Source organism: Mesorhizobium sp. P171375 (assembly GCF_057786075.1).
In genome coordinates this window covers 4,939,249-4,952,792 of record NZ_JBYNWF010000001.1, presented here as the reverse complement: position 1 = coordinate 4,952,792, position 13,544 = coordinate 4,939,249, and the positions used below count along the sequence as shown (strand labels likewise).

Here is a 13,544-nt window from a genome sequence, read left to right as displayed (position 1 = left end):
CAATAGAGTGGAGGATCGATATGAAGCGCGTTTTGCCATTTGTTTTGCTTCTTGCCTGCAGCGCACCGGCGTTTGGCCAGACGGTCGACAGCCAGGGCGCCAAGCAGCTCACCGACAATCTGGCGCACTATTTCGGCAAGAAGCCTTTCGACATTGGATTTGTAAAAGTCTCGGTCGAAGGCGATGCCTACAAGCTTGCATTCGACTTCAAGCCGCTCGTGGAAATGATCGGCAAACAAGACGGCTTCAAGTTCGATTTCAGCCCCTACGCGCTTTTGACCAAGCCGCGCAGCGACGGCGCTTGGGATGTATCGGCCAATTTCACTGCGCAAGGCTCGATGGAGTTCAACGGTGATCGGGGTCCGCAAAGCGCGAAGATGTCGTTCAAGGGTCATAGGCTCGTTGGCATCTACGATCCTAAACTCGCGGCTTTCAGCTCCGCGACGTCGTCGCTGGAAGGTATGACGATGACGTCGCAAGACCCCACGCAGCGCACGGATTTGAGCACAGGCGCTGGAACCGCGACCATAGGCGCCACCAAGGGCCAGAATGGCGGTGTCGATTTCACCATGGGTCAGACGGTTGCGGATTTTAACGAGACGGTCACGATCGGCAGCCCAGGCAGCGGGCAAAAAATCCCGCTGACGCTGAAGTCGCCGGAATTGTCGGTGGATGCAAAAGGCAAGGGGGTGCGTACGAAGCCTCTCTTGGACCTGCTGGCATTTGCCGTAGCCAATGAGGACGAGGCGAAACTGAAGGCCAACCAGGCGGAGCTCAAGTCGCATCTGCTGGCCGCGCTGCCGCTTTGGGAGCGGATCGATGGGGCGTACAACTTCAAGGATGTGCGTGTCGTGAGCCCGACCGGTAATTTCGGCGCGGCCGAGGTCGGCATCGCTTTCGGCATGGACGGCATAGCCCGCAACGGAACCATCAACTACGCGATAAAGGCGTCGGGTCTTTCGATGCCGAAAAATCTTATTCCAAGCTGGGCCATCGCGCTGCTTCCCACGGATCTCGACCTCGATTTCGGTGGCGCCAACATCGATCTCGACACGATGGCCAAAAAGGCGATCGAGGCTTTCGATCTCAACAAGAACCCGCCGCTTTCGCAGGAGTTTGGTGACGGACTGAAGAAAGAGTTCCTGGCGAACGGCCCGAAGATCGTCATCGGCCACAGCACGGTCAAGGGCGGCGGTGCCGAAATCGCGCTGGAAGGCGACATGACGTTTCCCGATGGCGGGAAGCCCGATGCCAACGTAACCATCGACGTCACCGGCTACGACAAAATCGTGGCGGCCTTGCAAGAGGCGGCGAAGACAGATCCGCAGGCGTCGCAGGCTTTCACCGGGGCGCTGGCCATCAAGGGATTTGCCAAGACCCTGCCGGACGGCCGTATCGAATGGGTGATTAACGCCAGGCACGACGGGTCGGTGACGGTCAATGGCGCCATGCTGAAAGGCTCCGATCCCGTCGTCGAAGACAACGCCGATCCGGGTGCAACCCCTGGGACAGCGAAGAAGCCCTGAGCGCTGGACTCAGAGGCGGCTACTCAGAGTCCCAGCGCGCTGGCGATCTTTGGCGCCGCCTCGCGCCAGTCCTCGACCGAGACGATGTCGTCGGGCACCGGCGGCAGGTAGGCGCGCAGCGAATTGTCGGCCATCAGATGGAAGAGATGGGCATCGGCGACTGAATTGCGCGCCGAGATGAGGTTGGCGGGCTGGTCGTCGACAAAGGCCACCGGCCGGCCTTTGCTGCCGCGCAACTTGGCCACCGCCGGTCCCTTGGCCATCTCGGTGGTCAAAAGTGGATAGGGCAGTCCGAGCGCGTCCAGATGGGCGCGGCGCGCCGCGCGATGGCGGTGCGGCATGGCGGTCAAAAGGACGATTTCGGCGCGGTCGCCGAGACTGGCAAGGGCTTGTTCAGCGCCGTCGGTGACGCTTTGCCAGTCGGCCTGCGCGTCGAAGAAATCGCCAAGCAGTGCCGTCACCTTCGGCTGTTCGATCAGCCGGCCGCTCGCCGTTTCGGCGATGTTGCCGGTGAGGCGGAAGGAGGCCAGCGTGAGCCCAAAGCCGCGCGATTTCAGGAAATGTGGAAACGGTCGGATGAATTCGAGCACGACATCATCGACGTCGAGGATCAGCAGAGGCCGGTCGTCGGCTGCAAGTTCGGCGATCTGGCGTGCCGTCTCGGGATCGTCGCTCATATCGAATGCTCATGGTCATCGCCGCCAAGCGGCAGCGCGCGCAACGCCTTGCCGACGGCAGCCGGTGGGGTGCCGGTTTCCTCGGCAAAGCGAAGCAAAGTGGGTTCATGGGCAAGGATGAACTGCAGGACGCCAGCCAGAAAACCCGGTTCGCTGGCCGCCCGGCGGATGGAATGCGCCTCGATGCCGGTGATTGCCAGGAAGCGCGGCAGGAGTTCGGGGTCGGCGGCGACGAAGCCCAGTGCCTTCACGGCAATGGTTTCCGCCTCCTCGCGCATTGACGCTGCGTTTGCCATCATTACCTTCTGGTTTGCGGAAATGAGTCTCTTTTCCGCAGTAATGGCAAGCGTCGCTTGCGGCAAGCCACCGCCCCAATCCAGTGTGGTTTTCGAGGTGGAATCCGAAGGGCTTTTACAGCTGCGGGTTTCCGTTTCGTCAATCATATTGTCGTAGAGTGAAGGAGGGTTTGGTGTGCTCCGACAAGGGCGCATGACGGCGGGTTTCAGGCAGAAGCCCGGCCGGGACGGGAAATCGATGCCTAAGAAGGTGATGATCGTCGAGGACAATGAGCTCAATATGAAGCTCTTTCGGGACCTCATCGAAGCCAGCGGTTACGAGACGGTGCGCACGCGCAACGGCCTCGAGGCGCTCGATCTGGCGCGCCAGCACCGGCCGGACCTGATCCTGATGGATATCCAGCTGCCGGAAGTGTCAGGCCTGGAAGTGACGAAATGGCTGAAGGAGGATGACGACCTCCGTTCCATTCCGGTGATTGCCGTCACCGCCTTCGCCATGAAGGGCGACGAGGAACGTATTCGCCAAGGGGGCTGCGAGGCCTACATTTCCAAGCCGATCTCGGTGCCGCGTTTCATCGAAACCATCAAATCCTATCTGGGTGACGCCTGATGCCAGCACCCATTCCAGCCGGAGCCTTGTGAAATGACTGCGCGGATTCTCGTCGTCGACGACATCCCTGCCAATGTGCGGCTACTGGAGGTTCGGCTGCTGGCCGAATATTTCGAGGTGCTGACCGCCTCCAACGGGCTGGATGCGATCGAGACCTGCGAAAACGGCAAGGTCGATGTCGTGCTGCTGGACGTGATGATGCCCGACATAGACGGGTTCGAGGTCTGCAAGCGGTTGAAGAGCGATCCGGCCACGTCGCATATCCCGGTGGTCATGATCACCGCGCTCGACCAGGTTTCGGACCGGGTGCGCGGCCTTGAGGCTGGCGCCGACGATTTCCTGACCAAGCCGGTCAACGATTTGCAGCTGATGACGCGGGTCAAGAGCCTGGTCAGGCTGAAGTCGCTGACCGACGAGTTGCGTCTGCGCGCCTCGACCACCCGCAACATCGGCATCGAGGGGCTGTTGAGCCGCAGCTTCACGTCCGAGGACGCGACGCCGAAGGTGTTGTTGATCGACGAGCGCAAATCCTCCTTCGAACGCGTCCAGAAAATGCTGCGGGGCAGCGCCGAGCTCGACATTGCCACCGACCCGCATGCCGGTTTCTTCCAGGCTGCCGAGGCGCCATACGAATGCGTGCTGATCTCGACCGGTTTTGCCGATTTCGATCCGCTGCGGCTATGCTCGCAATTGCGTTCGCTCGATCGCACCCGCTTCCTGCCGATCATCCTGCTTGCCGAGGAAGGCGAGGAGGGTCGCATCATCCGCGGCCTCGAACTCGGCATCAACGACTATCTGATGCGGCCGATCGATCAGCAGGAGCTGATGGCGCGGCTGCGCACGCAGGTGCGCCGCAAGCGCTATAACGACCAGCTGCGCGCCAGCGTCACCCAGACCATCGAGATGGCGGTGACCGACGGGCTGACCGGGCTGCACAACCGGCGCTACCTCGACAGCCATCTGCAGACGCTGTTCGACCGCGCCGTGGCGCGGCGGCGGCCTCTGTCGGTGATGATCACCGATCTCGACCGCTTCAAGACCGTCAACGACGCGCATGGCCATGATGGCGGCGACGACGTGTTGCGCGAATTCGCCCGGCGGCTGCGCAAGAATGTCAGGGGCATCGATCTTGCCTGCCGCTTCGGCGGCGAGGAATTCGTCGTGGTGATGCCGGACACGGACGGCGCGGTTGCGGAAAAGGTTGCGGAGCGCATTCGCGCCGAAATCGCCCAGTTGCCGTTTGCCATCGGTCAAGAAGGCAAGACCATCGAGGTCACGGTCAGCGTCGGCGTGTCGTCGGTGCTGAACGGCGCTGACACGGTCGCGGCGTTGATGAAGCGCGCCGACGTGGCGCTTTACGAAGCCAAGAGCGGTGGCCGCAACCGCGTCGTCGCCAAGGCCGCGTAGATCCGACGCCGAATTATCCAGTCAACCCGATAGGGTTAGGAATTTACCTTAATCCAAGCGATTCCCGAGCCTTGGTTAAGAAACTGTTGATTTTCATACGTTGTTGCGCAAATGTGCACTGCAAGAACTAAGGCGATGCGGGCACGAGGGTAGACAGCCGCATTGCTCCGAATACCCCATGATGCTCAGGTCCGCCGCATCTCCTGGGTCCGTGGGGTCGGCCGGCCGGCCTTGGCACATAGTGGCCTCCTCGTACCGCTGCCATACGCCGACCGGCCCCCTTTTTTGCCAAAAATTACTTGAACCCTCCGCGTCAGGCTGCCGAGATTTCTGGCTTTTCTGAGCCTACAAAACAAAAACGCCGCCCCAAGGGACGGCGTTTTAAAGACGTGTGGAAAACCAGATTACTTGATCTTGGTTTCCTTGAACTCGACGTGCTTCTTGGCGACCGGATCGTACTTGCGGAAGGACAGCTTGTCCGTCTTGGTACGGCTGTTCTTGCTGGTCACGTAGAAGAAACCGGTGTCGGCGGTCGACAGAAGCTTGATCTTAATGTTTGCGGCTTTGGCCATTGTATCAGTCCGTTATGTTCGTGGGGTTTTGGCCGCTGGAGCGGGGGAAAACACCCGGACGCGGGAAACTTGGCGCGACACATAAAGAACGTGCCCGGAAAGTCAAGCCCGGCGCACCAGCTGTGACCGAGGCAAGCCGCCCTTTGGCTTGAAATCACGCGCGTTGCGCTATCGGCGCTGCCGCTTTCTTCCAGTCGCCGGTGGTGTTCCACCAGCGATTCGGATTGGCGCGATCGTCCAGGCCCTTGGAGCGGCTGGCGAGGATCGGCTGAATGCGGATCACCGGCTCCTGACAGGAATGCGCCTGGAAAATCGCCTCGACGACGCGGGCGGCGAGCATCTGGTCATCGGGCAGTTCGAACGAGACCTCGACCGTGCCGGGGCGGCGGCGCAATTCGGTTTCGGCGCCGGCGGCAGCACCTTCAAGTGGCCTGTAGCGTTCGATGCCGTGCGCCGTTTGATAGGCGTTACGATCGTATTTGCCCATGGCGAGCGGGGCGATCGCGACCACGGCGTCCATGATGCGGTCGACATCGGCTGCCGGGGCCTGGAAGCTGACAAGCAGCAGAAGCGTCATGCGTAACGATGTGGTTTCAAAGCCGCTGTCGATCATCGCAGTATCCTCAAACTCGGGTGTTTTGGGACACCCTTTTAGCTGAGGCCTCCTGACACGGTTCTGTCAGCAGCCATGTCTTTGCGTTGTGGAAAAGGGCTTGCCGCGGCGGGCTACAACAGGAGCTTGCGGATCAGCCTGACGCTGACCAAGGCGATGTAAGCGCCGAAGAACAGGCCGAGCGACCAGCCAAATCCGGATGGGCCGAACGCATCCATGCCGATGCCGATCGCCTGCGGGCCGAGCACCATGCCGACACCGTAGCAGAGCACGAAGGCGGCGTTGGCCGAGGCCAGTTCATGGCCGGAAAGCTGGGAGCCGAGATGGGCAAGGCCGATCGTGTACATGGCGGCCACCACACCGCCCCAGACGAACAGAAGCGCCGCCATCAGGTGCCAATTCTGAGCGAAAAACGGCATGAAGATGGTGCCGGCAAGCCCGACCGCGGCGCAAGCCAAAAGCAGATAGCGGCGGTCGCTGACGCGGTCGCTGATCATGCCGATCGGAATCTGCAGCAGCACGTTGCCGAGACCGATCATGGTGAGGAGAAGGGCTGCATCCGCTTCGGAATAGCCGATGCGGTTGCCATAGACCGGGAACAGCGCAAAGCCGCCGGTCTCGACGGCACCGAACACGAGCACGGCGGCAGTCGCCGTGGGTACCAGCCAGATATAGCGCAGGAAGTGGCTGGTCTCGCCGTCGACCACAATGGTGGGGCTTTCGTTGCGCGCGGCCAGCACGGGTATCGCGGCCAGTGCCACCAGGACGATGATGACGCCGAACGGCCTGAAGCCGGTGCTGCCGATATGAGCGAAGATCCAAGGTCCGGCGGCAAAGCCGAGCGACAGCACGGTGGCGTAGATGCCGAGCACCAGGCCACGCCGGCGCGGCGGCGCCGATGTGCTGATCCAGAATTCCGACAGGATGAACAGCACCGTGAGCGCGATGTGCAGGACGATGCGCAGCGGGAACCACATCCAGAAGTCCGGGGCGAAATGGAAACCGACAAAGGCGAGAGCGCCGGCGACGATCATGGCAACCATCGTCCAGGCGACGCCGAAGCGCATCGCCAGCGGCGTGGCGAGCGGGGCGCCGGCGATCGAGGCGAGGCCGGCGACCGCCGTGTTGAGGCCGATCATCGAAGCCGAATGGCCGCGCGTCTCCAGAATGACGCTGAGCAGCGGCATGCCGAGGCCGATGGCGATGCCGACGACGCTGATGGACGAGATCGCAGCCACCATCGGTAGCCAGTGTACGCGTTCGTCGCCCTCTTGCTGGGTATCGACCGTCATGGGATGCCTAATTACTCGATGCTAGTAAATTTCGGGGGGCTAAAGAATTTCGCGAACGAAGCGGTTGCGGACAAGCCGGTAGAACGGCGCGGAGCCACCGGGGCGCAGCAGCGGATCGTCGGCAAGCCGCTTTTCCAGCTCCTGCAGGATCGTCCGGGTTATGTCGGGGATATCAGCCTCTCTCGCCTTGGCCAGCGGCAACCAGACCAGTTCTTCCAGCTCATTGGTCGGACCGCCACTCGGCAGCTCGACGGCGACGTCGCTGCGCCAGGCGCTGAAGAACCTTGTGTCGAAACGACGCACGCGATTGGGCGGGGTGATGGCGCGGGCGACGAAGCGCAGCGGCGCCAACGAAGGCTGGACGCCGTGCTCGACAAAGCCCTGCCAGTCGCGTTTGTCCGTTGCGAAGGCGGCCTTGCGGCCGATGAGCAGGCCGGCTTCCTCATAGGTCTCGCGGATGGCCGAGAGCGCGATGGCGCGGGCCCGCGACCGGCTGATGCGGCCTACGCTGGCGGTGAGCTTGGCTTCTTCCTCGGGATGAAGCACTGTGGCAACGGCAATGCGGCTGTCGGCCGGATCGGTGCGGCCGCCGGGAAAGACGAATTTGCCGGGCATGAAAGCGTGGCCGGCATGGCGCCGGCCCATCAGCACCAGCACCTCGTCGCCCTGGCGTTCCAGCAGGATCAGGGTCGCGGCGTCGCGGGGACGCATGGGCTGGCTGCTATGGGCGATCGTGCCCCGCTCCATCCTGTCGACTTCCGCCTTGGTCATACCTTCCATGCGCAGGACCTAGCGGAAACTTCTGGCAAACGAAAGTGGCCTTTCACGGTCGGCATGTTGCGCCAGGCGACATTGCCCGATGCGGGTCAGGTTCCGGGACGTGGCTCTGTCGCGTCCTTTTCGCCGCCGAAGCCGTGCATATAGAGCGCCCATTGCAGTCCGATAACGGCGCCCTTGACCGGTTGCAGCAGAGCGACCGACAGCGCGATGGTCAGCGGTACCCAGATGGCGATGTGCTGCCACGTGGAGAGCGCCGAGGTCGCCTCGACAGCCATAAAGGCGCCGAGAACGATGTGGCCGACAATGACGATGACGAGATAGGCGGGCAGGTCGTCGGCGCGGTGGTGATAAAGCTCCTCGCCGCAGACAGCACATTTGTCGACGCTCTTGGTGAAGCCGGCAAACAGTTTGCCTTCGCCGCAATGCGGGCAGCGGCCAAGCGCGCCGCGCTTCATCGCCGTCCATAGCGGGCGGGCGACCCGGCCCGAATGATGTTCGCCGCCGAAAACCTGTTCCTGGATCCCCAGTTCGCTTGCCATCCCTAATTCTTTCGGCATTTACCGCCTCCTGCCGCGCGACCCCGGGCGCGATTGCGACGCACGGGCGCGGCCTTTTGCCTTGTGAAACGACCTCTTGGAGCCGGGCAGGGGCTTCGGGTCGGTCAGCATTTCGAACCGCATCGCGCCAGCCATCGGCGCCACCTCGATCAGGCGAACCTCGACGCGGTCGGCAAGCTGATAACCCTTGCCGGTGCGTTCTCCGAACAGCGATCGCGCGGTTTCGTCGTATATATAGTAATCGCCGTTCAGACTTGACACCGGGATGAAACCATCCGCGCCAAACTGCGGCAATTGGACAAATAGTCCTGCCTTGGTGACGCCGGAGATGCGCGCGTCGAAGCAGTCATCGATGCGCTCGGCGAGATAGGCGGCGATCAGCCGGTCGACCGTGTCGCGCTCTGCCGCCATGGCGCGACGCTCGGTACCGGAGATCAACACCGCCACGTCTTCCAGCCGCGCCTCCTCATCCTGCGTCAAACCGCCCGGGCCAAGCCCGAGTGCGGCAATCAGTCCACGATGCACGATCAGATCGGCATAGCGGCGGATCGGCGAGGTGAAATGCGCGTAGCGCTTCAGGTTGAGGCCGAAATGGCCGATGTTCTTGGGCGAGTATTCGGCCTGGCTCTGCGAGCGCAGCACCACTTCGTTGACCAGCCCTTCATTGTCGGCGCCACGCACGCGCTCGAGGATGCCGTTGAACTGGGCGGGCCGCATCTGTGCGCCGCGCGCCAGCGACAGGCCGAGCGTCTGCAGGAACTCGCGCAGCGATTCCTGCTTGGCCAGTGACGGCGCGTCATGCACGCGGTAGGCCAGCGCCTGCTTCTTCGCCTCCAGCGTTTCAGCCGCGGCGACATTGGCCTGGATCATGAATTCTTCGATGAGCTTGTGCGCGTCCAGCCGTTCCGGGACGATGACGCGGTCGACCGTGCCGTCCGGCTTGAGCATGATCTTGCGCTCGGGCAAATCGAGTTCCAGCGGCTGGCGGCCATCGCGGCCGCGCTTGAGGATGGCGTAGGCGTCCCACAGCGGCTTCAGCACCGTGTCGAGGATCGGCCCGGTCTTGTCGTCCGGCACGCCGTCTATCGCGGCCTGAGCCTGCGGGTAGGCGAGCTTGGCCGCCGACTTCATCATGACGCGGTGGAAGGTGTGGCGGAGCTTGCGGCCGTCGGCCGCAAAAATCATCCGCACGGCGAGCGCCGGCCGGCCCTGGCCTTCGCGCAGCGAACAGAGGTCGTTGGAGATGCGCTCGGGCAGCATCGGCACGACACGATCGGGGAAATAGACCGAATTTCCGCGCTTCAGCGCCTCGCGGTCGAGTGCGGTGCCATAGCGGACATAGGCCGCCACATCGGCGATCGCCACGGTGGCAATCACGCCGCCCGGGTTCTTCTCGTCGAGGTCCGGCGTGGCGAACACCGCATCGTCATGGTCCTTGGCGTCGGCTGGGTCGATGGTGACCAGCGGCAGGTCGCGCCAGTCCTCGCGGTGAGCAAACGTCGCCGGCTTGACCGCTTCGGATTCGGCGATGACGTCGGCCGGGAAAATATGCGGAATGTCATGCGCATGGATGGCGATCATCGAGACCGCCTTTTCACTGGTCAGCGAACCCAGCACCGCCAGCACTTTTGCGCGCGGCAGGCCGTAGCGTGACGCGCGCGCCGGCTCGACCTCGACCAGGTCGCCGTTCCTGGCGCCGTTCTGGAATTCCTTGTCGACGATCAGCTCAGGTTGGCGCCGTTCCACCGGCTCGATGCGGAAAGTGCCGTCCTTAAGGATGCGGAAGACGCCGAGCACAGCATCGGTCCGCTTCTCGAAAATCTTCATCACCCGCCCGGTATAGGCGGGGCCGGTCGGTTCATCGGTCGGGAAGGTTTTGGCCAGCACGCGGTCGCCAATTCCGGGCGCCGGGCCGTTGCCGCCGCGCGAGACGCGGATCGAGACGACGGGCGGTTCGCCCGGGCCCACGGCCTCGGCCGGATGCGCCAGCAAGATGCCGTCGCCGTCGCGGCCAAAAATGTCGAGTATGGCGACATGCGGCAGGGCGCCGACACGGGCCAGCCGCTTGCGCTCCTTGGTCAGCACGCCTTCGTCCTGCAGGTCGCGCAGAATGTCCTTCAACCAGATGCGGTCGTCACCGCGCAGCGCGAACGCCTTGGCGATTTCGCGCTTTCCCGCGCGGTCGGGATTTTCGGCGATGTAGCGCAGGATTTCGTCACGCGAGGGCCGGTAGTCATCCTTGACCTTGGCCCTGGTGTCGGCGGTGCGCGGATCGCCGTGGCTTCTACCGGTGATCCTGCGCGCCACGCTGCTATCCCTTTTTCTTCGCCGCCGGCTTCTTGGTCGCCGACTTCTTGGCAGTGGTTTTCTTGGCTGCAGGCGCCTTGGCGGCTGCCGCCTTGCGGAACGGCTTCTTGCCGCCACCGCCCTTGGCTTCCTTCTCGGCGATCAGCGCCAGTGCATCCTCGACGGTCACCGACTGCGGATCCTTGCCCTTGGGCAACGTCGCATTGACCTTGCCGTAATTGACATAAGGCCCGTATTTGCCGTCGCGCACGACGATCTTGCCGCCGCCGTCGGGATGGTCGCCCAGTTCCTTGAGTGCCGCGGCAGTGGCGCCATTGCGGCCGCCTTTGCCCTTCAACTGCTTCTCGGCGATGACCGACACGGCGCGGTTGAGGCCGATCGAGAAGACGTCCTCGATGCTGTCTACATTGGCATAGGTGCCGTCATGCAGCACGAACGGACCGTAGCGGCCAAGCCCGGCCGAGATCATCTTGCCGGACTCCGGATGCTTGCCGACATCGCGCGGCAAAGAGAGCAAAGCGAGCGCCTTCTCATGGTCGATTGTATCCGGCGTCCAACCCTTGGGCAGGCTGGAGCGCTTGGCTTCCTTGCCGTCGCCGCGCTGGATGTAGGGGCCGAAGCGGCCTGAGCGCAGCGTGATTTCCTCTGATGTGTAGGGGTCCTTGCCCAGTACCTTGGTGCCGTCCTCGCCGCCGCCATTCTCGCCATTCGGGTTGGCGGCGTCGCCGAGCTGGCGGGTGAACGAGCATTCCGGATAGTTCGAGCAGCCGACGAAGGCGCCGAACTTGCCGAGCTTCAGAGACAGGTTGCCGGTGCCGCATTTCGGGCAGATGCGCGGATTGGAACCGTCTTCGCGGGCGGGGAATACCAGCGGCGCCAGTTCCTCGTTCAGCGCGTCGAGCACGTCGGTGACGCGCAGTTCCTTGATGTCGGCGACCGCGCCGGAAAAATCCTTCCAGAAGTCGCGCAGCACGTCCTTCCAGGCGAGCTTGCCGTCGGAAATCTCGTCGAGCTTTTCCTCCAGCGAGGCCGTGAAGTCATATTCGACATAGCGTTCGAAGAAGCTTTCAAGGAACGCCGACAGCAGGCGGCCTTTGGCCTGCGGCACCAGCCGGCGCTTGTCGATGGTGACGTAGTCGCGGTCTTCCAGCGTCTTCAGGATCGCGGTGTAGGTCGAGGGACGGCCGATGCCGAGCTCTTCCAGCTTCTTGATCAGCGACGCCTCGGAGTAACGCGGCGGCGGCTCGGTGGTGTGCTGGGTGGCGTTGATGGCCTGGCGCGCAAGCTGCTCGCCGGCGCGAATCTCGGGCAGGCGGCGGTTTTCCTCGTCCTCCGCGTCATCGTCCTTCTGGTCGGTGTAGGCGGCAATGAAGCCGTCGAAGCGGACGACCGAACCGACGGCGCGAAGCTCCGCCGTGCGCGCGCCGTTGACCGCCTCGATTTCGACCGTGGTGCGCTCGATCTCGGCCGACTGCATCTGGCTGGCGATGGCGCGCTTCCAGATCAGCTCGTAAAGCCGCAGCTGATCGGAATCGAGATACTGCCTGACCGAAGCCGGGGTGCGCATGAAATCGGTCGGGCGGATCGCCTCGTGCGCTTCCTGGGCGTTCTTGGCCTTGGTCGTGTACTGACGCGGCTTTTCCGGCAGATATTTGGGGCCGAATTCCTTGGCGATGGCGTCACGTGCGGCATCGATCGCCTCGGGCGCCATCTGCACGCCGTCGGTTCGCATATAGGTGATCAGGCCGGTGGTCTCGCCGCCGATCTCCATGCCTTCATAAAGCCGCTGTGCCACCTGCATGGTGCGTGTGGCCGAAAAGCCGAGGCCCGACGAGGCCGCCTGCTGCAGCGTCGAGGTGGTGAAGGGCGGGCCGGGATTGCGCCGGGTCGGCTTGGCTTCCACCGACAGCGCCTTGAAGGTTGCGCCCTCGAGCATGCCCTTGATGTCGTCGGCCTGCGCCTTGTTGGCGATATCGAGCTTCTGCAGCTTCTTGCGCTCGAAAGCGGTCAGCCGCGCCTCGAAATTCTCGTTGCGCGGTGTGCCCAGCAGAGCGGCGATCTGCCAGTATTCCTCGCGGATGAAGCGCTCGATTTCGGATTCGCGGTCGCAGACCAGACGCAGCGCCACCGACTGGACACGGCCGGCCGAGCGAGCGCCCGGCAGCTTGCGCCACAGCACCGGCGACAGCGTGAAGCCGACGAGATAGTCGAGCGCCCGGCGGGCGAGATAGGCATCGACCAGCGGTCCATCGATCTGGCGCGGATTGGCCATCGCTTCCAGCACCGACGATTTGGTGATGGCATTGAAGACGACGCGGCTGACCGGCTTGTCCTTCAGTGCGCGCTTCTGCTTCAGCACTTCCAGCACATGCCAGGAAATGGCTTCGCCCTCGCGATCCGGATCGGTGGCGAGGATCAGGCCATCGGCATCCTTGACCGCCTTGGCGATGTCGGCGAGGCGCTTGCCCGACGCGGTATCGACCGCCCAGGACATGGCGAAATCCTCGTCCGGGCGCACCGAGCCATCCTTGGCCGGCAGATCGCGGACATGGCCGAACGAGGCCAGAACCTTATAGTTCTTGCCGAGGTATTTGTTGATTGTCTTTGCCTTGGCCGGCGATTCGACGACGACGACGTCCATGAGTTCTCATATCAGCTGTGGTGCGGCAGAAGGATTCCGCTGCGCGCGACGAAATCTCGTTCTATTTGTCGCTCACATGGCCGCCCTTTTGCATCCGGTCAAGGGGAGGCGGCCAAATTGCCGGCACGTCTGACGCAATACACTCTAAGAGTGTATGGAGAAAATCACAGAATTCGGGGACGTCCGGTTTGGGCGTCAAGTCTTGAACAAACGACTCAGAAGCTGCGGCCGGTCCGTCCTTCGAGCTGCCGAAAAACGAAACTGGC

At 63.0% G+C, this 13,544-nt stretch carries 12 protein-coding genes; 3 read left to right on the top strand and 9 right to left on the bottom strand.

Going from position 1 to position 13,544, the window contains the following annotated elements; genetic code table 11:
• Positions 1-20: 20 nt before the first annotated feature.
• Positions 21-1,526: a DUF2125 domain-containing protein gene (locus ACYHH6_RS24170; protein WP_352588892.1), complete on the top strand. Its 1,506-nt coding sequence runs from the start codon at positions 21-23 to the stop codon at positions 1,524-1,526.
• Between the two features lie 23 nt (positions 1,527-1,549).
• Here ACYHH6_RS24170 and ACYHH6_RS24165 read toward each other — a convergent pair whose 3' ends face one another.
• Complete coding sequence (locus tag ACYHH6_RS24165) at positions 1,550-2,203, bottom strand: hypothetical protein (protein ID WP_352588895.1); 654 nt, start codon at positions 2,201-2,203, stop codon at positions 1,550-1,552.
• On the bottom strand, positions 2,200-2,499 hold the full coding sequence (locus tag ACYHH6_RS24160; RefSeq protein WP_352588951.1) for a DUF3572 domain-containing protein: 300 nt from the start codon (positions 2,497-2,499) through the stop codon (positions 2,200-2,202). The genes ACYHH6_RS24165 and ACYHH6_RS24160 overlap by 4 nt, the downstream gene beginning before the upstream one ends.
• Before the next feature lie 238 nt (positions 2,500-2,737).
• Here ACYHH6_RS24160 and ACYHH6_RS24155 point away from each other — a divergent pair, with 238 nt between their 5' ends.
• Positions 2,738-3,109, top strand: a complete 372-nt coding sequence (locus tag ACYHH6_RS24155) for a response regulator (RefSeq protein ID WP_142864985.1) — start codon at positions 2,738-2,740, stop codon at positions 3,107-3,109.
• 33 nt (positions 3,110-3,142) lie between these two features.
• On the top strand, positions 3,143-4,516 hold the full coding sequence (locus tag ACYHH6_RS24150) for a PleD family two-component system response regulator (RefSeq protein WP_352588898.1): 1,374 nt from the start codon (positions 3,143-3,145) through the stop codon (positions 4,514-4,516).
• Between the two features lie 404 nt (positions 4,517-4,920).
• On the opposite strand, the gene rpmG is transcribed toward ACYHH6_RS24150, so the two are convergent.
• From rpmG to topA, 7 genes are all read right to left on the bottom strand, one after another.
• Positions 4,921-5,088: a 50S ribosomal protein L33 gene (gene rpmG, locus ACYHH6_RS24145; RefSeq protein WP_006201775.1), complete on the bottom strand. Its 168-nt coding sequence runs from the start codon at positions 5,086-5,088 to the stop codon at positions 4,921-4,923.
• 154 nt (positions 5,089-5,242) lie between these two features.
• Positions 5,243-5,701, bottom strand: a complete 459-nt coding sequence (locus ACYHH6_RS24140; protein ID WP_352588901.1) for a YqfO family protein — start codon at positions 5,699-5,701, stop codon at positions 5,243-5,245.
• A gap of 113 nt (positions 5,702-5,814) precedes the next feature.
• Positions 5,815-6,993, bottom strand: a complete 1,179-nt coding sequence (locus ACYHH6_RS24135; protein ID WP_112564581.1) for an MFS transporter — start codon at positions 6,991-6,993, stop codon at positions 5,815-5,817.
• Positions 6,994-7,032: 39 nt separating this feature from the next.
• On the bottom strand, positions 7,033-7,773 hold the full coding sequence (locus ACYHH6_RS24130; RefSeq protein WP_352588904.1) for an NUDIX hydrolase: 741 nt from the start codon (positions 7,771-7,773) through the stop codon (positions 7,033-7,035).
• Positions 7,774-7,859: 86 nt separating this feature from the next.
• Positions 7,860-8,312, bottom strand: coding sequence for a DUF983 domain-containing protein (locus tag ACYHH6_RS24125; protein WP_352588954.1), 453 nt, complete (start codon positions 8,310-8,312; stop codon positions 7,860-7,862).
• Between the two features lie 18 nt (positions 8,313-8,330).
• Positions 8,331-10,637, bottom strand: a complete 2,307-nt coding sequence (rnr, locus tag ACYHH6_RS24120; protein WP_352588907.1) for a ribonuclease R — start codon at positions 10,635-10,637, stop codon at positions 8,331-8,333.
• Positions 10,638-10,641: 4 nt separating this feature from the next.
• A complete protein-coding gene (topA, locus tag ACYHH6_RS24115) occupies positions 10,642-13,278 on the bottom strand; it encodes a type I DNA topoisomerase (protein WP_352588910.1) in 2,637 nt (878 codons plus the stop codon).
• Between the last annotated feature and the right edge of the window lie 266 nt (positions 13,279-13,544).

What these genes read in the sequence shown, in the direction of transcription:
- rpmG (WP_006201775.1), bottom strand. Translation starts at nt 5,088, where the DNA reads ATGGCCAAAGCCGCAAACATTAAGATCAAGCTTCTGTCGACCGCCGAC.
- ACYHH6_RS24165 (WP_352588895.1), bottom strand. Translation starts at nt 2,203, where the DNA reads ATGAGCGACGATCCCGAGACGGCACGCCAGATCGCCGAACTTGCAGCC.
- topA (WP_352588910.1), bottom strand. Translation starts at nt 13,278, where the DNA reads ATGGACGTCGTCGTCGTCGAATCGCCGGCCAAGGCAAAGACAATCAAC.
- ACYHH6_RS24135 (WP_112564581.1), bottom strand. Translation starts at nt 6,993, where the DNA reads ATGACGGTCGATACCCAGCAAGAGGGCGACGAACGCGTACACTGGCTA.
- ACYHH6_RS24130 (WP_352588904.1), bottom strand. Translation starts at nt 7,773, where the DNA reads ATGGAAGGTATGACCAAGGCGGAAGTCGACAGGATGGAGCGGGGCACG.
- ACYHH6_RS24150 (WP_352588898.1), top strand. Translation starts at nt 3,143, where the DNA reads ATGACTGCGCGGATTCTCGTCGTCGACGACATCCCTGCCAATGTGCGG.
- ACYHH6_RS24125 (WP_352588954.1), bottom strand. Translation starts at nt 8,312, where the DNA reads ATGGCAAGCGAACTGGGGATCCAGGAACAGGTTTTCGGCGGCGAACAT.
- ACYHH6_RS24170 (WP_352588892.1), top strand. Translation starts at nt 21, where the DNA reads ATGAAGCGCGTTTTGCCATTTGTTTTGCTTCTTGCCTGCAGCGCACCG.
- ACYHH6_RS24140 (WP_352588901.1), bottom strand. Translation starts at nt 5,701, where the DNA reads ATGATCGACAGCGGCTTTGAAACCACATCGTTACGCATGACGCTTCTG.
- ACYHH6_RS24160 (WP_352588951.1), bottom strand. Translation starts at nt 2,499, where the DNA reads ATGGCAAACGCAGCGTCAATGCGCGAGGAGGCGGAAACCATTGCCGTG.
- ACYHH6_RS24155 (WP_142864985.1), top strand. Translation starts at nt 2,738, where the DNA reads ATGCCTAAGAAGGTGATGATCGTCGAGGACAATGAGCTCAATATGAAG.